This window comes from Sinomonas sp. (assembly GCF_036848755.1).
Classification (GTDB): Bacteria; Actinomycetota; Actinomycetes; order Actinomycetales; family Micrococcaceae; genus Sinomonas.
In genome coordinates this window covers 1-20307 of the sequence record NZ_DAIUJO010000024.1, presented here as the reverse complement: position 1 = coordinate 20307, position 20307 = coordinate 1, and the positions used below count along the sequence as shown (strand labels likewise).

The following is a 20307-nucleotide window of genomic DNA, read 5'->3' as shown; positions in this document are numbered from 1 at the left end:
CGGTCCCCGCGCGCCCTTGCGCGCACCCTTCAGACCAGGAGTGAACTGTGAACAAGCTTGCCCGCCGAGTGCTGCTCGGCGCCGTTGTCGCTGGAGGCCTCATGGGCCTCGGCGAGGCGGCCGCGCTGGCAGACAGCACGACCGTGACAACCAACCCCCTCGTCAATGCCGCGGTCCCCGTGACCGTCCAGATTGGCGGTTCCACCGCCCCAACCTCGGGCACGAGCCTCCTGAGCTCGGGCACGAGCGTCCTGAGCTCGGGCACGACAAGCGGCGTCTCGGGGGCTTCGCTGCCCGCCGTGTCACTGCCCACCGTGTCATTGCCCACCGCGACGGATGGCGACGAGTCGCCAACCACCATGCCAGCCGTCGCCCTCCCCACCGGAGCGTCCGGGAGCACAGTTGGTGGCGCGGTGGCCGGTGGGACGGGCGCGACCGATACGACCGGGTCGAGCTCGCCGGCGCTCACCCTTTCCGCCGCGCCAGTCGTCTCAATCGGCGCCCCCGCCGTTGTCAATAGCCCGACCGCGGGCAGCACGACGACGACGGCGACGTCTCCCGCCGTCGTCGTGACGACGCCGGCCGCTGCCGCCGTCGCCGGGGCAGGCGACCAGACGACAAGCGTCAGCACCGCACCGGCACTCTCCCTCGGAATCCCTGCCGTCGTGACGTCGGGAGCCTCGACGGTTCCGACCGTCCCCGCCGCACCGGACGCCGGGATCAGCGGCTCGGGCACGGGCGTCAGCCCTCAGGCGAGCCTCAATCCGCTCGCTCTGACGGTCGCGGCGAACGCCCCAGTTCCCGCATCCGGCGCCGTCTCCGCGGGCCTTCCTGCCCTCGGAGTCGCTGACGGGAGCAACGCGACGCTCTTGCTCAACGCGGCCCAGCCGGGTACCGGCTCAGGGACCGGCACGGGCTCCGCCACGGCTGGAGCTGGCACCAGCGTCGGTTCAGGAACCGCTCTGGGCGACCTCCTCGGCGCCATCGACGCGAGCATAGGCCTGAGCCAGCCTGCCGATATCACCGGCACGGGCGGTGGCGGCGGCACCGCGGACACCGGCACTGGCAGTGGCACTGGCGGCGGCACTGGCACCGGCAGTGCGGATCTGGGCACGACCGGCAGCGGCAGTGCGGATCTAGGCACCGGCACCACCGCTGACAGCACTGGCGGCGTGGGTGCGACGTCCCCGGCTGTCTCCGCTTCCTTTGGCGGTGGGCCGGCTCTCAGCGGCAGCATTGCAGCGGCAACGGGCACGGGCAGCGGGGCGACTTTGGGCTCCGGCACCAACGGGGCGAGCACCACCGCTGGAACGAGCACCACCGCTGGCGCCAACGCCACCGCCGGCACCGGCGCCGCTGGCACCGGCGCCGCTGGCCCGACCAGCGGCTCGGGAACGGAGCCGTGCCTCGGACTGAGCTCGTTCGTCACCGGCGCGGGCACTACTCCGACGGATCTCACGCTCCTGCTCGCGGCCGCGATGCTGCTCCTCGGCATCGGAGTCGGCCTCGCAATGAGCGGTCTGGGAGTCGCGGGCGGAGTTGCCGCTCGGCAACTGCCTCGGGCAGCCCTCTCCTGAGGACCGCCCGATGAGGACCCCCCGAGGGACGGTTTCGGTCAGTCGATCTGGGCAGAGCTGACCGCCGGAGCCGCCCCTCGGGGTACAGCTTGATGGAGTTTCACCACTATCTGGGGGCCCTGGCCGCCGACGCGCCGCCGATCCGACGGACACGCCGCCGTTCGAGTCCGAAAGCTGGTGAAATTCCGACACGACTGCCGTCGTCAGTCCGTCGCTGGGGGATGGACTGACGACGGCGCCCCACCGACGACGGCGCCCCACACCGGAGCGGTGCGGGGCGCCGAAGGGGCGGAGAAGGTCAGCCGCGAAGGGAGTCGATGACGCCGTTGAGCGTCCGCGACGGACGCATGACGGCGAAGGTCTTCTCTTCGTCGGGGTGGTAGTAGCCGCCGATCTCAACCGAGTGACCCTGAACCCCGAGCAGCTCGGCCAGGATGGCGTCTTCCTGCTCGACGAGCGCACGGGCGACGGGTCCGAACGCTGCCGCCAGAGCGGCGTCGTCCGTCTGCTCCGCGAGCTCCTTGGCCCAATACTGAGCGAGGTAATAGTGGCTGCCACGGTTGTCGATCGTGCCCAGCTTGCGGCCCGGGGACTTGTTCTCGAGCAGGAACGTGCCGGTGGCACGGTCGAGCGTCTCGGCGAGCACCTGAGCTTTGGAGTTCCCGGTCGAGGTCGCGAGGTGCTCGAAGCTCACGGCGAGCGCGAGGAACTCGCCCAGGCTGTCCCAGCGGAGGTAGTCCTCCTCGAGGAACTGCTGGACGTGCTTCGGAGCGGAACCGCCGGCTCCGGTCTCGAAGAGGCCTCCGCCGTTGATGAGCGGAACGATGGAGAGCATCTTGGCGCTCGTGCCGAGCTCGAGGATCGGGAACAGGTCCGTGAGGTAGTCGCGGAGCACGTTGCCGGTCACCGAGATCGTGTCCTCGCCACGGCGGATGCGCTCGAGCGTGAACGCCGTCGCCTCCGTCGGCGCCATGATCTCGATCTGGAGGCCGTCCGTGTCGTGGTCCTTGAGGTACTCGCGGACCTTCGCGATGAGGTTCCGGTCGTGCGCGCGGGTCTCGTCGAGCCAGAAGACGGCTGGCGTCTTCGACGCGCGGGCGCGGGTCACCGCGAGCTTGACCCAGTCGCGGATCGGTACGTCCTTCGTCTGGCATGCGCGCCAGATGTCACCCGGCTCGACGGTGTGCTCCATGAGGACGTTCCCTGCACTGTCGACAACCTGGACTCGGCCGGCCGCGGGGATTTCGAACGTCTTGTCGTGGCTGCCGTACTCCTCCGCGGCCTGTGCCATGAGCCCGACGTTCGGGACGGTGCCCATCGTGGTCGGGTCGTAGGCGCCATGGGCGCGGCAGTCGTCGACGACCACCTGGTAGACCCCCGAGTAGGAGGAGTCGGGCAGGACGGCGAGCGTGTCGTGCTCCTTGCCGTCAGGGCCCCACATGTGACCGCCGAGGCGGATCATGGCCGGCATGGACGCGTCCACGATGACGTCCGAGGGAACGTGGAGGTTCGTGATGCCCTTGTCCGAGTTCACCATCGCGAGGGCCGGACCCTCCTCAAGGCCCTTCGCCACGAGCGACTTGACCCCGTCGCGGACATCCTCGGGGAGCTCGTCGAGGCCGCCGAGGATCGAGGCGAGGCCGTTGTTCGGGCTCAGGCCAGCAGCCGCGAGCTGCTTGCCGTAGGTCTCGAACAGCTCGCTGAAGTATGCCTTGACAACGTGACCGAAGATGATCGGGTCGGAGACCTTCATCATGGTGGCCTTGAGGTGCGCCGAGAAGAGGACGCCCAGATCCTTGGCCTGCGCAACCTGCGCCGCAAGGAACTCGTCGAGCGCAGCGGCGCTCATGAACGTAGCGTCGACGACCTCGCCGGCGAGGACCCTGAGGCCCTTCTTGAGGTCTTTGACCGTGCCGTCCTCGAGCACGAGCTGGATCGTGAGCGTGTCGTCCTGCGGGATCACGACCGACTTCTCGTTGTGACGGAAGTCGGCGGCGTCCATCGTCGCGACGTTCGTCTTCGAGTTGGGGGACCACGCGCCCATCGAGTGGGGGTTCTTGCGGGCGTAGTTCTTGACCGAGAGCGGAGCCCGACGGTCCGAGTTGCCCTCGCGGAGAACGGGGTTGACAGCGGAGCCCTTGATCTTGTCGTAGCGCGAGCGGATGTCCGTCTCCTCGTCGGACGACGGGTTGTCCGGGTAGTCGGGAACGGCGAAGCCCTGCGACTGGAGTTCCGCGATCGCGGCCTTGAGCTGCGGCACCGAAGCGCTGATATTCGGGAGCTTGATGATGTTCGCCTCAGGCTTCGTGGCGAGTTCGCCGAGCTCCGCGAGGGCGTCCGACGTACGCTGCTCCTCCGTGAGGTAGTCCCCGAACACCGCGATGATGCGGCCCGACAGAGAGATGTCGCGGGTCTGCACGTCGACGCCCGCGGTCGAGGCGAAGGCCTGGATGATCGGAAGGAACGAGTGGGTCGCCAGCATAGGCGCCTCGTCCGTGTGGGTGTAGATGATCGTGGCCATGGGTGGCGCCTCCCTGGAGGTCGGCAGACCGCGGCGCCGGTTTGCTTCAGCGTTCGCCGCAGTGTGCATGCGTGCTGCTATGTCAACGTCCTTAACTTACCGGAGCCTAGGGACACGCGGAGATCGTGAAGACGCAAGAGCACCAAAGGGGGTCATGATGCCTGTCCCCCGGCGTCTTCCAGCAGATGCCCGTCCCCCCGGCGTCTTCCAACAATCGGGGCGAAAGCCCCTAGACTGCAGGAAGAGGCTCCGGCCTTGCGTCATGCGCGCCTGGGGGCGCTCGTCACAGATGAGGAGAAGATGGCACAGCATTCCGCGTCCGCCAACGGGACGGACGAACCCGACTCCGAGCTCGAGGAACTCGGGACCCTCGTGCTCCGTGTGTGGAAGGAGCCGGGAGCTGGCGGCGATCTCCGCATTCGCATTCTTGCGTCCGACGGCGCGTGGGAGCCTTCGGCGGTGAAGGTCACCTCGAGCGCCGAGGCCGCTGTCAAGGGCGTGAGCGATTGGCTTGCTGCGCGCGCGGTGGCCGAGCATCGGGAAACGGGTTCCGACCAGTCGTTGTGACCGGATCTTTCACACTGCCGGTAGCGTCGTCAGGCTTCCCTGAAAGTTCTCGTCAACCCCGATAAATCCATTGACTGGATTATCAACCCCTCGTCATGCTGGTATTCGTTTCAGTAGGCGCGTACCGCGGGGGTGACGCCGTTGACAGAAACAAGGCCTCCGCGGGAAGCAGCTATCGAGGGGGCTGGCCGCGATGGAGTGGGAACTACGCCTCTTAGGGTGCTGGCAGCTCATTGGCAACGGCGCCTCGGTCTCCGTTGGAAGCAGGCAACAGCGGCTGATCACAGCGCTCGCTCTCATGGGCCAACGACCGCGCTCCTATCTCGCGGGCCTTCTCTGGCCGGAAAGTGGCGACCAGCAAGCGGCTGGAAGCCTCCGTTCAACGGTGTTCAAGGTCCGCCATCAACTGCCTGGGCTCCTCTGTGACAGTCTCGACCCGATAGGCCTCTGCCCTGGAGTGACGGTCGATGTCCGACGTCTCCGGCGGCACGCCGAACTTGTCCGCACGGGAAGCATTCTCGACGCCGGTTTCGAGGAGCTCCTCTTCCGCGCCGAACTGCTTCCGGGCTGGTACGACGATTGGGTCATCTTCGAGCAAGAACGCCTGCGGGCGTTGCGCGTCGCGACCCTCGAGGCGATCGCTCGCCAGCACCTCGAGCGGGACGAGGCCGACGCCGCCGTCGTCGCCGCGCAGCAGGCTGCAGCCATCGAACCACTGCGCGAGTCCGCCCACGCACTGATCATCAGCGCCCAGATCCACGCAGGAAACACCGCTGCCGCCTACCGGACCCTCGACGAGTTCCGTTGCCGGCTGCGCGACGAGCTGGGACTCGAACCCTCGGCGCGGCTCAACGCCGCGCTGTCAGGCGGTTCGGGCGACCTCCGCGGACTGCCTGCTCCCCTGCTGGCCCGGCGACCCCGCCGGCTGGCTGCACACCGTCAACTGATGAAGGAGCTGTGAATGATGGCGCGTCGCCCGAGGTGGAGATCCCTTGCTCTCGTCCTGGCCCTTCTGGCACTTGCGCTTGCGGGCAGCTCGGCCGCAGGCCCCGCTTCCGCGCAGGGACGCGGCCCATCGGACGACGCGAGAGCCTCCGCGTCGCTTGACGTCGCTTCCTCGGCCATCCCGACCGCTGCCCAGCCCCTGGTGACGGACTCGGCGAGGGCCGACACCGTCCTGGGGCCAGGGAGCGGGAAGGCCGTCGCAACGGCCGTTTCCACCAGCAACTGCGCCGGCTGTTCCGGCACCGCGATCACCTTCCAGACCGTGAGCGTCGCAACTGGCGGACCGGCGATGGCGGACAACGTGGCCACCGCGTGGTCGAGCTGCGCAAGCTGCTCCTCGTCCGCGGTGTCGGTCCAGATCGTCACGGGCAGCAGCGCGTCGGCAGTCACCGTGAACAATCGCTCCCTTGCGCTCAACGTCGCCTGCGCATCGTGTACGACGACGGCGGTCGCCTTGCAGTTCGTCGTGATCGGAGCGACCCAGCGCGCGCTGTCCGCCTCGACGCGGGCCCTCATCAAAAAGATCGAGCAGCAGCTCGGGATCAAACTCTCCGTCGGGCCCCAGAACCGGGCGAGCGCGCAGAAGGACGCCGACGACGCCGCAGCGCAGGCAAAGTCCGAAATCGCGAAAGACACCGGGGCGGCCGACGTCCGAACGAAGGTGGGGGTCGACTCGGGAGACTGATCGATTCTCGGAACGGAAGACGAGTTTTCATCGCATCAGGCAGGCCTCCGCTCGCAGCTGGGCGGGGGCTTTGCTGTGTCCGAAGGCCATGCCACCCGGACGCCTTTCCACGCCCTTTCGGGCTGCAGATGGCGCGGCCAGTCGGCATTTCCCCGCGCCACAGCGATAACACGGCAGTAACGCGGCAATAACGAGGGTCCGCTTGACTTTCATCAGCGATTAATCCCAATCGCATTCCTCAGAAAGCCAAAACCAAGGAGTTGAGTTTCATGACCAAGCTCACCGCCGAAGAACTCGCCGCGGAGACCGTCGAGCTGCTCCCCGATCGGGACACGCTGTGGACGTTCGACTTCACCAAGGTGAACCTCGCCTCTGTCTACGCAACCAATTCCTCCACCGCGCTAAATGTCCTCGCGCTCGGTTCGACCGCAAATAGCGGCGCCTGGCAGAACGTCGCTGTGCTCCAGCACTAACCGGGGTCTCGCACCTTGCCGCCCGGGGCGCGACCGTTCCCAGCTCGGCCGCGCCCCGGAGGGTTCCGCCGCTTGAAGACACCGCTCCAGCTGAAGACTCCACCCCAACGCGAGGAGAAGGAACCGAGATGACAGCGACCGCCGAGATCGCATCTCCGGATCAACGGTGGCAGCGGGCTCAGGGTGTCGAGCTGCTGGGGCTCGTCAGCGGGTCCGGGCTCAACCACAGCACGTACCTCGTCCGGCGCCCCGATGGACAAGTCGTCCAGCTCACCGAACTGCTCCACCACATCGTCGCCGCCGCCGCGAGACCGATCGTCTCCGAGGACCTCGCCCGGCGCGTGAGCAAAAGTTTCGGACGCGAGCTCGACGCCGAGGGCCTCACCTTCCTCGCCGAGGGAAAACTGGAGCCTCTCGGCCTGCTCGAACGGCCCGGGACAGATTTGGCCTCCCCGCCGCCGTCGTCCGCTCCCCTCCTCGCACTCTCCGGCAAGACCACGATTCTGTCGCGCAGCGCTGTCAACCGCACCGCAAGGCTTCTGAGCCCGCTCTACGCACCGCCCGTCGTCGTTCTCGCTTGCGTGGCCCTCATCGCTCTGGACATTCGCCTCTTTCTCGGCACCGACATCCTGAGCGCTCTCTCGTCGGTTCTCCTGACCCCGGGCATGCTCCTCTCGCTCTTCGTCCTCGCGGTGGCGGGGGCTCTCGTCCATGAGATGGGCCACGCAGCTGCTTGCCGCTTTGGGGGCGCTACGCCAGGCGTCATCGGGGTGGGCCTCTACCTCATCTTCCCTGCCTTCTTCACGGACGTGACGGATGCTTACCGTCTCGACCGCAGGGGCCGCATCCGAACCGACCTCGGCGGCCTCTACTTCAACGTCTGGTGGGTCCTGTGTGCTGGTGTGGCATACCTTATGACTGACAGCCCGCTCCTTCTCGTGCTGGTCGTCCTCACGCAGCTCCAGATGGCGCAGCAGCTACCCCCGACCGTCCGGCTCGACGGGTACTTCGTACTCGCCGACCTCGCTGGCGTCCCCGATCTGTTCGCCCGCGTCGGCCCTGTGCTCCGCAGCCTCGTCCCGGGACGGGCCGTCGACCCGCGCGTCCGGGAGCTGCGCCCGGCCGCGAGATGGATCGTCACGGCGTGGGTCCTCATCGTCGTGCCGTTCCTCGCCACGGTCCTCGTCTGGCTCGTGATCGGACTACCGATGATCCTGGCCGACGGGGCAGCGGCCGTCACGATGCACGCGAGCAACCTAGCGCTCTGCCTTGCCCAGGACCGGCCCGTTGACGCCCTCATGTCACTGCTCTCTATGGTGCTGCTGAGCCTGCCGGCGCTCGGGTCCGTCCTGATCCTCGGGCGCGTGGCCCATTCCCTCGGACGCTCGCTGAGCAGGCCGGTGTTCAAGCTCCTGGCGCAACTCGCAGCGCCCCCCATCATTCCTGCAGCTCCGCGACACGCCGCCGTACCCAAACGCCTCAGGGTGGGCTACCACTTCTGAATCCCGCGACAGCGATGGGCTGTCCAGCACGACGATGAAACACGTGAAGCACGGAAGGGGGTGAGACAAGATGACAAAATTCACACCGGAGGACCTCGCGGCCGAAAGGGCAGAGATGCTCCCCGAGCGTGACACCCTCTCATGGTTCACCTTCACGAAGCTGAACCTTGCCCACGTCAACGCGAGCAATGCGTCGTACGCGGTCAATGTGGCGAGCGTCGGCTCCCAAGCCAACAGCATGGCAGTCCAGAACATCCTCGTGACACAGCACTAAGCGTGCTCACTGACGTGCCCGGCGTCGGTTCCCCGCCCGGCGCCGGGTGCCCTAATTCAAGCCAAGGAGAGAACTCATGACACCCCTGACGCTCGCCGAATTGGCTGGCGAAGAGGCCGAACTGCTCCCGCAGCGCGACACCCTCTTCAGCAGCTTCAACATCAACATCGCCCCAGTCGTGGCCGTCAACCTCGCCTTCGCGATCAATGCGGCAACGATCAACTCGACGGCAACCGCGAACGCGGGCCAGTGGATCGGCGCGCTCCAACTGCACTGACGCCGACTCAGCCCTGACCGGTGCCGATCCAGGCCCCGGCCGGGTCCGGGCGCCGAGCAGCCGCGAGTGCTCTGTTCGCGACCAGCCCGCCCGCCGTGGCCCTCGTGGGCCCTTGCACAACCTTCATCCAGGCTCGGATGAGCCCTCTCGGCTCATTTGAGCCAGCAGGCTCGTTTGCGCCACCAGATTGCGAAAGAGACGATTCCCATGATCAAGCTCACCCCAGCAGACCTCTTCGCCGAGACGGCCGAGATGCTCCCCGACCGCGACACGCTGTTCGGATTCACCTTCACTCACGTCAACGCCGCTTCCGTCATGGCCGCGAACAGCTCCGTGGCTGCCAACCTCGCGACGATCCTGTCAGTGGCGAACAGCGCCGCGATGCAGAACATCGCCGTCGGCCAGGGCTAACCGTAAGCGCAACCAAGTCCGAAGGACGGCCGGGAATTCTCCGGCCGTCCTTCGGCTGCTGGGGCCAACCACTGGAAGCTGGGGCCAACCACCGGAGGCTGGGGCCAATCAGTGGAAGAAGTGCCGCGAGCCCGTGAAGTACATCGTCACGCCGGCCGCCTTCGCGGCGGCGATGACCTCCTCGTCGCGCACGGAGCCGCCAGGCTGGACGACAGCCTTCACCCCGGCGTCGATCAGGATCTGCAGGCCGTCAGCGAACGGGAAGAACGCATCCGAAGCGGCGACCGCTCCCCGGGACCTCTCCGGCGCCGCGCTCGCGTCCCCGCCCGAGGCACCGCCCGCCGAGTCGACCTCGGACTCCACGGCGACGCCGAGGGTGTTCGCCCGCTCGACCGCGAGGCGGCACGAGTCGACGCGGTTGACCTGCCCCATGCCGACGCCGACGGACGCGCCGTCCTTCGCCAGCAGGATCGCGTTCGACTTGGCCGCACGCGAGGCCCGCCAGGCGAAGGCGAGGTCGGCGAGCGTGGCCTGGTCGGCGGCCTCCCCGCTCGCGAGCGTCCAGTTCGCCGGATCGTCGCCTTCCGCGTCGACGCGGTCGGAGGACTGCACGAGCATGCCGCCCGAGATCTGCCGGAACTCGGTCGGGTACCGGTCGTAGCCCTCCGGCATCGCGAGGAGCCGGATGTTCTTCTTCTTGGACAGGATCTCGACGGCCTCGGGCTCGAAGTCCGGCGCGACGACGACCTCCGTGAAGATGCCGGAGAGCGTCTCGGCCATGCCCTTCGTAACGGTGCGGTTCGCGGCGACCACTCCCCCGTACGCGGAGACCGGGTCACACGCGTGTGCCTTCCGGTGGGCGTCCGCAATCGGGTCCTGAGCCCCTGGCGTCGCGACGGCGATCCCGCACGGGTTGGCGTGCTTGATGATCGCCACCGCGGGATCGGCGAAGTCGAACGCGGCACGGAGAGCGGCGTCTGCGTCGACGAAGTTGTTGTAGCTCATGGCCTTGCCGTGTAGCTGATCGGCCTGCGCGATGCCGGCAGGCGCGGCCTTGTCGACGTACAGCGCCGCCTGCTGGTGCGGGTTCTCGCCGTAGCGGAGGACCTCCGAGCGCTCGAGCGCGAGGCCCGCGTAGGCCGGCCACCGCACGACGCCTTCAGCGTCCTCGTCGAGGAACTGGCTTGCAGTCCACGTCGCGACCGCGGTGTCGTACGCCGCCGTGTGGGCGAAGGCCTTCGCCGCGAGCCGCTGGCGGGTCTTGAGATCGAAACCGCCCTCTGCGGCAGCCGTCACGACTTCGCTGTAGAAGGAGGGGTCCACGACGACCGCGACGGCGGCATGGTTCTTCGCGGCAGAGCGCACCATCGCCGGGCCCCCGATGTCGATCTGCTCCACGACGGCGTCCAGCTCGGCGCCCGAACGGACGGTTTCGACGAAGGGGTAGAGGTTCACGACGACGAGGTCGAACGCCTCGATCCCCATCTCCTCGAGCGTCTCCATGTGGGCCGGGACGCGGCGGTCCGCGAGGATGCCTCCATGCACGCGCGGGTGCAGCGTCTTGACGCGGCCGTCGAGCATCTCGGGCGAGCCGGTGACCTCCTCGACCTCCTGGACCGGGATCCCGGCGGCGGCGATCTTCTTCGCCGTCGAACCCGTCGAGACGATGCGTACCCCGGCCGCATGGAGGCCCTTCGCGAGCTCTTCGAGGCCGGTCTTGTCGTAGACGGAGATCAGGGCGCGACGGATGGGAACACGGTCAAGCTGGATCACAGTCACTCGTCTCTCTCGCGCATGTTACGACGCTGTCTGGGCAGCGACGTGGGCACGGTGTGGGGGCAGTTCGGCCCCATTCTATCGAGGGCCGCCGCCGACTCTACCGAGCGGCGCCGACGGCGCCGGAGTGCCACGGGCGGCCCCGAGGATCGCGCTTGTTGCCCTCCGGGCCCGGAGGGGATGACTCTCTGGCCGGGAACGAGCCGGGAACACGCGAGGAAGGCGGCCTGCTCCTCTACCACGGGATGATGCCGGACACCCGCGTGGGGACGACTTTCGGCCACGAATTCATCGGGTCATGGAGGAGGTCGGGCCTCGGTCCAGAATCTGCAGAAGGGCGACCGGGTGATGGTCCCCTTCAACGTGTGTTGCGGCTCGTGCTATTTCTGTGCGCGCGGCCTGTATTCCAACTGCCACAACGTCAATCCGAATGCGACGGCGGTCGGCGGCATCTACGGCTACTCCCACACCTGCGGCGGGTACGACGGCGGTCAGAGCCAGTTCGTGCGCGTCCCCTTCGCCGACGTCGGGCCGACACTGATCCCCGACTGGATGGACGACGAGGACGCAGTCCTCCTCACGGAGGCGTGCCAGACCGGCTATTTCGGCGCGCAGTTGGGCGATATCAGGGAGGGCGACACGGTCGTCGTGTTCGGGGCCGGTCCTGTCCGCCTCTTTGCCGCGAAATCCTCGTGGCTCATGGGCGCGGGCCGCGTCGTCGTCGTCGACCATCTCGAATACCGGCTGGACAAGGCGCGCACATTCGCCCAGGCCGAGACCTACAACTTCACCGAATACGAGGACATCGTGCTTCAGCTCAAGAAGGACACCGAATATCTCGGAGCGGACGTCGCGATCGATGCCGTGGGCGCCGAGGCCGACGGGAACCTGCTCCAGCACGACACAGCGGCCAAGCTCAAGCTCCAAGGCGGTTCGCCGATCGCCCTCAACTGGGCGATCGACGCGGTGCGGAAGTGCCCTACACAGCCGAGAAGCCCTACCAGAATCCCCCGCCGGACGAGCTCGGGGCCCGCATCCCGGGCTGACTCTCGGGGGCGACCCGGGGATTCGCCTACAAGCGATTCAGCGAGGGCCGCGCCGCGCACTGGCGCCTGCTCATCGTCGGAGACCGCGTCGACGCGTGGGAATCCCACGCGCGTTCGCTCGTGGCAGGCGGCCCGACAATCCGCTCACCGAGACCGGGGTCTTCGCCGAGGCCGGGCACCACCCGGTCCAGTCGCGGTTCGGGCAGAAGCGCGCGGACCTCTCCCATGGATGGATGGACCCGCTCATCGTGGCGGGACCGTGGCTCGCGGCGCCCGCCGTCGTCCTCGGCGTCCGCGCGCTGCTGCGCCGACGGCGGCGTGCCTAGTCTGCGCCCGCGGCCCCGGGACTCACGCGCCGGATGCCGGACTCACGCGCGGAATGCCGGCCGGGGCCGGCCGACACCCCGTCCGGCTGACAATCAGGCTGGCCCTCCATAGGCTGGAGACGCACGCCACACGCCCGGAACGAAGGAGACACCATGGGATTTTCGCCGAGCCACGCCATCCTCCGCCTCGTCACGGGGGCCTATCTGATCAATTCCGGGGTCTCGAAGCTCTCGCTCGACGAAGAAAGGGCGTCGGCGCTCCAGGGGATGGCGGCCAACGCCGTCCCGCAGGTCAAGCAGCTTCCTGCCGCGACGTTCGGCAAGGCACTCGCCGCGAGCGAGATTGCGCTCGGGGGCGCCCTTGTCCTCCCCCTCGTGCCGACGAAGCTCGCAGGACTCGGGCTTACCGCATTCGGCGCGGGCCTCCTGGCCGTCTACGGCAAGACGCCCGGGCTCACCGAGGCCGATGGGATCCGGCCCACGCAGGCCGGGGTTGCGATGGCGAAGGACTCCTGGCTCGCGGCCATCGGCCTCGCCCTCGTGCTGGACCGCAAGCGGCGCAAGGTCGTGAAGGCGGGCGGCAGCCAGAAGCGGCGCTGAGACCTCAGCATAGGCCGTTGACCCCGTCGACGGCCTGTGCCTACGGTGGGCGGGTGCCAGCACGGCATGGTCAGGTCAAGCAGTGGCCGCCGCCCAGCTCCTCCTGGGGCCCGACCACGGTCCCCGGTTCCGATGTATCCGAGGCTAAGGAGAGTGCCATGGCCACCGTCCATCAGTCCGTCGACGTCAACGTTCCCGTTTCCCAGGCCTACAACCAGTGGACCCAGTTCGAGTCCTTCCCCCAGTTCATGGGGGGAGTCGAGTCGGTCGTCCAGCGGGACGACACCCATCTCCACTGGACCACAAAGGTCGGGGGCCACACGCGCGAGTTCGACACGGTCGTCACCGAGCAGCAGCCCGACCAGCGCGTCGCGTGGAACAGCGTGGACGGCGTCGAGCACGCGGGCGTCGTGACGTTCGAATCGCTCGGCCCCGAGACGACCCGGGTCAATGTCCAGTTCCAGTGGGACCCAGACTCCGCGCTCGAGAAGATCGGCGCCTTCTTCGGGGCAGACGACCTCCAGGTTCGTTCCGATCTCAAGAAGTTCAAGGAGTTCATCGAGTCGCGCGATGCCGAGACGGGCGCGTGGCGCGGCCAAGTCGACTCCACTCCCCAGAAGGGCGAGGTCTTCGGTTCGGGCACGGACACTCCCGGCACTGAGGCCGGAGACCCCGGCGCCGGCATCTAGACGCCGCGGGCCCTCGTCTTCCGCCTTCCGCCGGATCCAGCGGAAGGTCAGACGGCTCACCACGAGCCCGACCACAAGCCACACCACGAGCCAAATCCCCACCCAGCCGAGTTCCCAGCTCTGGTGCTGCTCGAGCATCTTGAACCCATCGGGCAGGAACACCGAGCGCATGCCCTGCGCGATCCACTTGAGCGGGAACACGCTCGCGAGGTTCTGCATCCAGTCCGGAAGCATCGAGAACTGGAGGTAGACGCCCGAGATGAACTGGAGGACGAGCACAATCGGCACCACCACCGCGGTGGCGCTCCGGCTGCTCCTCGGAAGGGCTGAGAGAGCGATGCCGAGCAGTGCGGAGGTCACCGTGCCGAGGACGAAGACCCACGAGAACGTGCGCCAAGCCTCCCACGTCGTGGGAAGCCGGACGCCGAAGGCGAGGCTCGCGACAGCGAGCAGCATGGCGGCCTGCAGGACGCCCGTCACGAAGACGCGTCCGAGCTTGCCGAGGAAGTAGGAGATGGGCGAAAGCGGCGTTCCGCCGAGCCGCTTGAGTGTCCCGTCGCCCTTCTCCCCCGCGATGTCTACCGCGAGGTTCTGAACGCCCGACAGCAGGATCCCGGCCGCGAGCATGCCCGGGAGGTAGTACGCCGCGACCGAGACGTGCTCCGGTGAGCCCGGGCCGAGACTGATGTCGCCGCGCGAGCTGAAGGCCGCGGCGAAGATCCCGAGCATGAGCATGGGAAACAGGAACGTGAAGAACACCGTGTCCGGGGACCGGAAGTACCCCTTGGTCTCGTAGCCCGTGCGGGCGATCCCGTGCGAGACGACGCTCATGCCGGCTCAGCCTCCTTGGCTGGCTCGAAGGGGGTACCAGGGGTTTCCGCCGCTCCAGCCGCCGCTCCCGACGCTGATCGCGACTCGTGGTCCGGGGCCCCGACGAGGCGCAGATAGACGTCTTCGAGGCTCGGGCGGATCACTTCGAGCTCCCGCGGCTCCCCGCCCAACCTGCGCGCGAGCTCCACCACGAGCTCCGCGGGCCGCTCGGTGCGCTCCTCCCGCAACGCGCCGTCGTCGTCACGCCATCGCACGAGCGGGACACGGGCTTCGGCGCCGCCGAGCTGATCGATGCGCCCGACCGCCACGAGCCGGCCGCCCACGATGACCCCGCCGCGGTCGCCGAGCCGGGCAGCCTCGTCGAGGTAGTGCGTGGTGAGCAGGATCGTGGTCCCTTCGGACTTGAGCTGCTCGATGAGCCCCCAGAAGTCGCGGCGCGCTTCGGGGTCGAAGCCCGTGGTCGGCTCATCGAGGAAGAGGAGCTCTGGACGGCCGACGATCGCCAGGGCCACATCGACCCGGCGCTGTTGGCCTCCCGAAAGCTTGCTGATGCGTGTCTTGGCCTGCTTCTCGAGCCCGACGGCAGCGATCACGTCCTCGACACCACGCGGATGGGGATAGAAATGCGCGAAGTGGGCGAGCTGTTCGCGCACGGTGTACTGGCCGCTCTCCCCTGAGGACTGCAGGACGATCCCCAGCCGCGCCTTCCAGTCGAGCTTGGCGTGGGCGGGGTCGACGCCGAGAACGCTCACCTCCCCCGCCGTGCGGTGGCGATAGCCCTCCAGGATCTCCACCGTTGTCGACTTCCCGGCCCCGTTCGGGCCGAGCAGCGCAAATGTCTCGCCCCGCTCAATGTCCAGGTCGAGGTCGGCCACGGCGGTCAGGCCGCCGTACTCTTTGCGCAGCCCGCGCACTCGGACAGCAGGATCCGAAGAGTTCATACCTTGAGCATGACGCCCGATGGCTCGCCGCGGCACCCGTCAAAAGGCTGAAGTCCGCATCCCTCCATCGGATGACGGCGCCGCGATCTCGCCTGCCGCGAGGCGGCGGAGGACGTCGATGAGCAGCCTCCGCTCGACCACTTTGATCCGCTCGTGGAGGGACTCCTCGTCGTCGTCGGCTTCGACGGCGACCGCCTCCTGGGCGATGATCGGACCGGTGTCGACGCCGGCGTCGGCCCAGTGGACCGTGCAGCCCGTGACCTTGACTCCGTAGGCGAGCGCGTCCCGGACCCCGTGGGCGCCGGGGAACGCGGGCAGGAGCGCGGGATGCGTGTTGAGGTAGCGGCCGCCGAAGCGCTCGATGAACTCCGCACTCACAATCCGCATGAAGCCCGAGGAGACGACGACGTCGGGGGCGTACGCGGCAACCCGCTCGGTGAGCGCGGCGTCCCATTCGGCACGGGTTTCGAACGAATTGAAGTTGACCACGAATGTCTCGAGGCCGGCTTCGTCGGAGCGTTCGACGCCGTACGTGCCCTCCCGGTCCGCGCCGACCGCGGCGATCTCGACGTCGAGCTCCCCGGCGCTGACGGCGTCGATGACAGCCTGCAGATTGGAACCGGTGCCGGAGACGAGGACCACGATGCGCATGGGTCCACGATAGGCGAGATCCTGCGGGTCCTCGGCGCCCCTCACGCGTTCACGGCTTCGGCCTTGGCGGCAGTGAGCTGGCCGCGCTCGAGCCAGGGAGCGAGCGCATAGCCCACGACGCCCCCGACGGCGACCTCGATTCCGACCCACACAAGCATCGAGAGCGGATTCGGACCGACCACGGCGTAGCGGCCGATCCCAGCCGAGCCGCCCGAGAGCCAGGCCGCTCCGGCTGCGACGAGACCGGCGACGGCACCGACGAGGACCCCGAGAACCACGGCCGACACGGACGCCGAGAACCAGCGTGCCGGGACCTTGATGGAGAGCCATTCGCCGAAGTGGTCCTCCCCTGCCCGCTGGAACCACCAGCCGCCCAGCACCCCGGCGAGGACCGGGAGCACGACGGCGGCAGCGGCCACCGGCACTGAGGACGTGGGGAGCGCTGCGAGGACGGGGATCGGTGGCAGTGGGCCGACGGCCGTCGCGAGGGCGCCCGCCTTCGAGCCGGCGCCGAGCATGACGCCCGCTCCGGAGGACCAGCCGAGTGACCAGACCGCGAGGTTGGGAAGGTAGCCCAGCTGTGCCACAGTCAGCGCACCCCCGCCGACGCCACCCGCTCCGAGCGCCTCGTACACCGTGACCACGTCCGCCCAACGGATCGCGAGGTCGAGCGCGAGGAGCGCAGAGGCAAGCCCGAACGCGGCGATCGCTGCAACGAACCCGGCTCGGACCACGGCCCAGAAATAGCTCCCTGCCCAACGCGAATACTGGCCCGTCCGCGAGATCCAGTCCACGGCGTCCACGCCGATGAGGCGGCTCCACGAGCCGGCCTCGCGCCTGGCCCCCACCATGAGTCCCAGCCCGACCGGGATGAGCGGGACCGACGCCGCGAGGGCGACGCTCGCGCTGATCGCGCTCGTGCTGCACACGAACGCAGTGGCGAAGCCCGCCAGCGCGTAGAGGGCGGCCGCGCCGAGGAGGCCCTGCCAGAGGCTGTCAGCATAGGACGCCCGGGCCAGGCGACGGCCGGCGCGCCACGAGAGGAGGAACGGCACGAGGGCGAAGCCGAGGGGGACGAGGCTCAGGACGGTGGGCGGGGAAGGCACCGCCCCGCCGTCGGACGCCTGTGTCGCATCGCTCAGATAGAGCGGCACTCCGTGCACGAGCAGCCATGCCTGGCCCCCGAGCCGCGCAGCGTCCGCCGGCTGCAGCGAGCCGAAGCCGCCTGTGAACCAGACGGCGGCGATGGGGATGAGGGCCGCGACCGCCGAAATGAGCACAGCCTGCAGCGCCTCCGCGGCGCCTTGAAGCCACAGAGGCATCGGCAGGCCGCGGATCCCGGACTGGTCGGAGCGCAACTTCATCGCGTCCCACTGTGCCACGGACCGGGCCGCAGGCCGCACAGGCACACCGTAGTCGTCCGACGGTCACCGCCCCGAGGTGACCATCGGGCGGGGGTCAGCTGAGGGTTTCGCGGTCCTCGGCGTGGAAGGGCCGAATCTCGTCGAACCGGCCGTCGCGGACCTTCTCGACCCAGGCCGGATCGCTCAGGAGGACGCGGCCCACGGCCATGAGGTCGAACTCGCCTCGGCCGAACTGCTCGAGGAGCGGCTCGAGCCCGGTCGTCTCCGCATGGCCGCCCTTCTGGAACGCGACCTGGAAGGCCTGGTCCAGGCCCACTGAGCCGACGGCGATCGAAGGAAGGCCCGTGACCTTCTTGGCCCAGCCGGCGAGGCCGAGCTGGCCGTCGGGGCCCTCGATCTCGGGGAACGCGGGCTCCCAGTGGCGCCGCGTCGACGCGTGGAACACGGACACGCCGGCCGCGGCGAGCGACCCGAGGAGCGTTTCGAGTTCGGCGGGCGTCTTGGCGATCCGCGCCGTGTAGTCGCCGGACTTCCACTGCGAGAAGCGGAAGATGACGGGCAGATCGGGGCCGACGGCGGCCCTCACCGCGGCCGCGACCTCCGCGGGGAAGAGGCTGCGAGCCTCGACCGAGCCGCCGTAGCGGTCGTCGCGCCGGTTCGTTCCCTCCCAGAGGAACTGGTCGAGCAGGTAGCCGTGGGCTCCATGGAGTTCGACGGCGTCGAAACCGGTTTCGCGGGCGGACGCGGCGGCGCGTGCGAAGTCGTCACGGATGCGCTCGAGTTCGGAGACCGTCGCCGCGCGGCCGCGGGCCTTGCCCGACGACGAGCTGCCCGACGGGCTCAGCGTCGGGAGCTCGGGGTTCAGCTCGGAGTGATCGCCTCGTTCGGCGCCGAGGTGCCACAGCTGCGGTGCGATGAGTCCCCCTTCGGCGTGGACGGCGTCCACGACGCGCTTCCACCCGGCGAGCTGGGGCTCGCCGAAGAGCCGGGGCACGCGGGTGCTCGGGCCCGAGTCCTCGGATACGTAGGCGCCTTCGGTGATGAGGAGGCCGACTCCCGCGGCCGCGCGGCGGGCGTAGTACGAAACGACGTCGTCGGTCACGATGCCGTCGGGAGAGAACTCGCGCGTCATGGGAGCCATCGCGAATCGGTTGGGCACCCGAAGGGCCCCGAGGTCGAAGGGAGTGAAGAGGTCTTCGAGGGCTGCCGGGCGGCCGGTTTCCGTGTGCTCAAGCGTCATGCCATCGGCAACCACGCCGAGGGCGAGGGCATTTCTCCCGGAGTGGCAGTGTGTGGTTTATCACACCGTGCCGGAGTGCTCCGACGTAGAATTAATCAGCGTCTGGGGCTTTCGAAGCCGCGGCGCGGACCAACTCGGCGGGGTCCGCGCCGCCGTTGCGTCCGCTCGGCTCGGCCGTCCGGCCGCCGGTACCTAGACTCGGATGGTGAGCCGTCTCCGCAGCGATTCCGCCCCCGCGAGCAGCGCCGTCGGGCCTCTCTATGCGGCGGGCTTCACGACGGCGTTCGGCGCCCACAGCATCGCGGCGGCGCTGGGCGCGGAGAGCCTCAATGGCTTCGGCAGCGGGCACGCGTCCGGGAACCTTGGCCCCAGTCTGCTCGTCCTCGGCGTCCTCCTGGCCCTCTATGACGTGGCCGAGGTGTTCCTGAAGCCGGTCTTCGGCTCGCTCTCGGACCGGATCGGCCCCAAACGAGTGATCGTGGGCGGCCTCCTCGGCTTCGCCGCCGCGTCCCTCGTGGGCCTGTGGTCCGGCCAGCCCCTCGTCCTCGCCCTCGCACGCCTCGGGCAGGGCGCCGCGGCCTCCGCCTTCTCGCCCGCGTCGTCAGCGACCGTCGCCCGCCTCGCCGGGAAGAAAACGGGCCGGTACTTCGGGCGCTACGGCTCGTGGAAGGGGCTCGGCTATGCCTTCGGGCCCCTGCTCGGGGCCGGCGCCCTCGTCGTGGGCGGCTTCCCGGCCCTGTTCGGGGTGCTCGCGGCAGTCGCGGTCGTCGTCGCCGTGTGGGCGGCCGTCGCCGTTCCCCGTCTTGAACCCCTGCCCCGGCTGCGCTACACGGTGGCAGACCTCGCACGGCAGCTCACCAACCGCTCATTCCTCGGCCCAACGCTCGTGCTCGCCGGCGCGACGGGCTCCCTCGGGGCCGCCGTCGGCTTCCTGCCCGCGCTTGCGGCCAAGGCGGGCCTCGGAACGTTCGAGAGCATCGCCGTCGTGACGGTGCTCGCAGTCGCGTCCTCGCTCGTCCAACCCCGCGTCGGCCGGCTCCGCGACGCGGGCCGCATCGGCGATCGGCTCGGGATGACGGGCGGACTGCTGGCGATCGCGCTGGGCGCAGCAGTGGCCGCCGTCCTGCCCCTGGCGGGCGAGGTGGCGGCGGCGGTCGCCGTGTACGTCGCGGCGCTGTTCATCGGGGTGGGGATCGGACTCGCGACACCCATCGCGTTCGCACACCTGGCCGACTCGACGCCGCCGGAGCGCATGGGCCGCACGATGGGCAGCGCCGAACTCGGCCGTGAACTGGGCGACGCCGGCGGTCCGCTTCTCGTGGGCGCCGTCGCCTCAGCCGCGGGGATCGGCTGGGGGCTCGGTGTGCTCGCGGGGGTCGTCGCCGCGCTGGCCGCGGCGGCGCCGAAAGACGCCCGCCTCCCGTTGTCCTGACCCGGTCCGCCCCTCCAGCAGCCCCGTCCGCATCGTTTCGGGTACAGATGATCCGCACCCACACCGTTTCGGGTACAGATGATCCGCACCCACACCGTTTCGGGTACAGATGATCCGCA

General features: G+C 68.9%; 19 protein-coding genes and 2 pseudogenes. 14 read left to right on the top strand and 7 right to left on the bottom strand.

The genetic code is table 11. The features are described from left to right. Nucleotides 1-47: 47 nt before the first annotated feature. A complete protein-coding gene (locus V7053_RS05710; protein WP_334171303.1) occupies nt 48-1577 on the top strand; it encodes a hypothetical protein in 1530 nt (509 codons plus the stop codon). A 298-nt stretch (nt 1578-1875) separates the two neighbouring features. On the opposite strand, the gene V7053_RS05705 is transcribed toward V7053_RS05710, so the two are convergent. Beyond that, a complete protein-coding gene (locus tag V7053_RS05705; protein WP_334171302.1) occupies nt 1876-4098 on the bottom strand; it encodes an NADP-dependent isocitrate dehydrogenase in 2223 nt (740 codons plus the stop codon). 300 nt (nt 4099-4398) lie between these two features. Between V7053_RS05705 and V7053_RS05700 the strand changes: the two genes are divergently transcribed. The 8 genes from V7053_RS05700 to V7053_RS05665 all read left to right on the top strand — a co-directional run bounded on the left by V7053_RS05700 (nt 4399) and on the right by V7053_RS05665 (nt 9292). After that, complete coding sequence (locus tag V7053_RS05700) at nt 4399-4665, top strand: hypothetical protein (RefSeq protein ID WP_334171301.1); 267 nt, start codon at nt 4399-4401, stop codon at nt 4663-4665. Between the two features lie 457 nt (nt 4666-5122). After that, on the top strand, nt 5123-5626 hold the full coding sequence (locus tag V7053_RS05695) for an AfsR/SARP family transcriptional regulator (RefSeq protein WP_334171300.1): 504 nt from the start codon (nt 5123-5125) through the stop codon (nt 5624-5626). Beyond that, nucleotides 5627-6355: a hypothetical protein gene (locus tag V7053_RS05690; protein WP_334171299.1), complete on the top strand. Its 729-nt coding sequence runs from the start codon at nt 5627-5629 to the stop codon at nt 6353-6355. 269 nt (nt 6356-6624) lie between these two features. Then, nucleotides 6625-6828, top strand: a complete 204-nt coding sequence (locus V7053_RS05685) for a hypothetical protein (protein ID WP_334171298.1) — start codon at nt 6625-6627, stop codon at nt 6826-6828. A 128-nt stretch (nt 6829-6956) separates the two neighbouring features. Next, nucleotides 6957-8330, top strand: a complete 1374-nt coding sequence (locus V7053_RS05680) for a hypothetical protein (protein WP_334171297.1) — start codon at nt 6957-6959, stop codon at nt 8328-8330. A 70-nt stretch (nt 8331-8400) separates the two neighbouring features. Then, nucleotides 8401-8604, top strand: a complete 204-nt coding sequence (locus V7053_RS05675; protein WP_334171296.1) for a hypothetical protein — start codon at nt 8401-8403, stop codon at nt 8602-8604. Nucleotides 8605-8680: 76 nt separating this feature from the next. Next, complete coding sequence (locus tag V7053_RS05670; RefSeq protein WP_334171295.1) at nt 8681-8881, top strand: hypothetical protein; 201 nt, start codon at nt 8681-8683, stop codon at nt 8879-8881. 207 nt (nt 8882-9088) lie between these two features. Beyond that, on the top strand, nt 9089-9292 hold the full coding sequence (locus V7053_RS05665) for a hypothetical protein (protein WP_334171294.1): 204 nt from the start codon (nt 9089-9091) through the stop codon (nt 9290-9292). A gap of 108 nt (nt 9293-9400) precedes the next feature. Here the strand turns inward: V7053_RS05665 and purH are convergent, their stop codons facing one another. Continuing rightward, nucleotides 9401-11071: a bifunctional phosphoribosylaminoimidazolecarboxamide formyltransferase/IMP cyclohydrolase gene (gene purH, locus V7053_RS05660; protein ID WP_334171293.1), complete on the bottom strand. Its 1671-nt coding sequence runs from the start codon at nt 11069-11071 to the stop codon at nt 9401-9403. A gap of 224 nt (nt 11072-11295) precedes the next feature. Here purH and V7053_RS05655 point away from each other — a divergent pair. The 4 genes and pseudogenes from V7053_RS05655 to V7053_RS05640 all read left to right on the top strand — a co-directional run. Continuing rightward, nucleotides 11296-12043 (top strand): annotated as a pseudogene (locus tag V7053_RS05655) (alcohol dehydrogenase catalytic domain-containing protein); the annotation flags it as partial. Between the two features lie 166 nt (nt 12044-12209). Next, nucleotides 12210-12440 (top strand): hypothetical protein, encoded by a 231-nt coding sequence (locus V7053_RS05650; protein WP_334171292.1) that lies wholly within the window; start codon nt 12210-12212, stop codon nt 12438-12440. Nucleotides 12441-12593: 153 nt separating this feature from the next. Next, nucleotides 12594-13040 carry a hypothetical protein gene (locus tag V7053_RS05645; protein ID WP_334171291.1) on the top strand — a complete coding sequence of 149 codons (447 nt, stop codon included), beginning with the start codon at nt 12594-12596 and terminating at the stop codon, nt 13038-13040. A gap of 158 nt (nt 13041-13198) precedes the next feature. Next, entirely contained in the window at nt 13199-13729 is a 531-nt protein-coding gene (locus V7053_RS05640) for an SRPBCC family protein (RefSeq protein WP_334171322.1), read from the top strand. Nucleotides 13730-13756: 27 nt separating this feature from the next. Here V7053_RS05640 and V7053_RS05635 read toward each other — a convergent pair. From V7053_RS05635 to V7053_RS05615, 5 genes and pseudogenes are all read right to left on the bottom strand, one after another. Next, nucleotides 13757-14560: pseudogene (locus V7053_RS05635) on the bottom strand (ABC transporter permease); the annotation flags it as partial. After that, on the bottom strand, nt 14557-15501 hold the full coding sequence (locus V7053_RS05630; protein WP_334171290.1) for an ABC transporter ATP-binding protein: 945 nt from the start codon (nt 15499-15501) through the stop codon (nt 14557-14559). The pseudogene V7053_RS05635 and the gene V7053_RS05630, both read right to left, overlap by 4 nt. Nucleotides 15502-15540: 39 nt before the next feature. Further along, nucleotides 15541-16152: a phosphoribosylglycinamide formyltransferase gene (gene purN, locus V7053_RS05625; RefSeq protein ID WP_334171289.1), complete on the bottom strand. Its 612-nt coding sequence runs from the start codon at nt 16150-16152 to the stop codon at nt 15541-15543. 41 nt (nt 16153-16193) lie between these two features. Further along, a complete protein-coding gene (locus tag V7053_RS05620) occupies nt 16194-17516 on the bottom strand; it encodes a cell division protein PerM (protein ID WP_334171288.1) in 1323 nt (440 codons plus the stop codon). Between the two features lie 94 nt (nt 17517-17610). Beyond that, the gene (locus V7053_RS05615; protein WP_334171287.1) at nt 17611-18756 is read right to left on the bottom strand and encodes an NADH:flavin oxidoreductase; all 1146 of its coding nucleotides are present in this window, start codon (nt 18754-18756) and stop codon (nt 17611-17613) included. Nucleotides 18757-18958: 202 nt separating this feature from the next. Between V7053_RS05615 and V7053_RS05610 the strand changes: the two genes are divergently transcribed. Further along, nucleotides 18959-20188, top strand: a complete 1230-nt coding sequence (locus V7053_RS05610; protein WP_443022542.1) for an MFS transporter — start codon at nt 18959-18961, stop codon at nt 20186-20188. The last annotated feature ends 119 nt before the right edge of the window (nt 20189-20307 follow it).

Bases quoted from the DNA above. Each gene is read 5' to 3' on its own strand.
- V7053_RS05620 (WP_334171288.1), bottom strand. From the start codon at position 17,516: ATGAAGTTGCGCTCCGACCAGTCCGGGATCCGCGGCCTGCCGATGCCT.
- V7053_RS05615 (WP_334171287.1), bottom strand. From the start codon at position 18,756: ATGACGCTTGAGCACACGGAAACCGGCCGCCCGGCAGCCCTCGAAGAC.
- V7053_RS05675 (WP_334171296.1), top strand. From the start codon at position 8,401: ATGACAAAATTCACACCGGAGGACCTCGCGGCCGAAAGGGCAGAGATG.
- V7053_RS05640 (WP_334171322.1), top strand. From the start codon at position 13,199: ATGGCCACCGTCCATCAGTCCGTCGACGTCAACGTTCCCGTTTCCCAG.
- V7053_RS05685 (WP_334171298.1), top strand. From the start codon at position 6,625: ATGACCAAGCTCACCGCCGAAGAACTCGCCGCGGAGACCGTCGAGCTG.
- V7053_RS05610 (WP_443022542.1), top strand. From the start codon at position 18,959: ATGGTGAGCCGTCTCCGCAGCGATTCCGCCCCCGCGAGCAGCGCCGTC.
- V7053_RS05680 (WP_334171297.1), top strand. From the start codon at position 6,957: ATGACAGCGACCGCCGAGATCGCATCTCCGGATCAACGGTGGCAGCGG.
- V7053_RS05700 (WP_334171301.1), top strand. From the start codon at position 4,399: ATGGCACAGCATTCCGCGTCCGCCAACGGGACGGACGAACCCGACTCC.
- V7053_RS05705 (WP_334171302.1), bottom strand. From the start codon at position 4,098: ATGGCCACGATCATCTACACCCACACGGACGAGGCGCCTATGCTGGCG.
- purN (WP_334171289.1), bottom strand. From the start codon at position 16,152: ATGCGCATCGTGGTCCTCGTCTCCGGCACCGGTTCCAATCTGCAGGCT.
- V7053_RS05690 (WP_334171299.1), top strand. From the start codon at position 5,627: ATGATGGCGCGTCGCCCGAGGTGGAGATCCCTTGCTCTCGTCCTGGCC.
- V7053_RS05645 (WP_334171291.1), top strand. From the start codon at position 12,594: ATGGGATTTTCGCCGAGCCACGCCATCCTCCGCCTCGTCACGGGGGCC.
- V7053_RS05665 (WP_334171294.1), top strand. From the start codon at position 9,089: ATGATCAAGCTCACCCCAGCAGACCTCTTCGCCGAGACGGCCGAGATG.
- V7053_RS05630 (WP_334171290.1), bottom strand. From the start codon at position 15,501: ATGAACTCTTCGGATCCTGCTGTCCGAGTGCGCGGGCTGCGCAAAGAG.
- V7053_RS05670 (WP_334171295.1), top strand. From the start codon at position 8,681: ATGACACCCCTGACGCTCGCCGAATTGGCTGGCGAAGAGGCCGAACTG.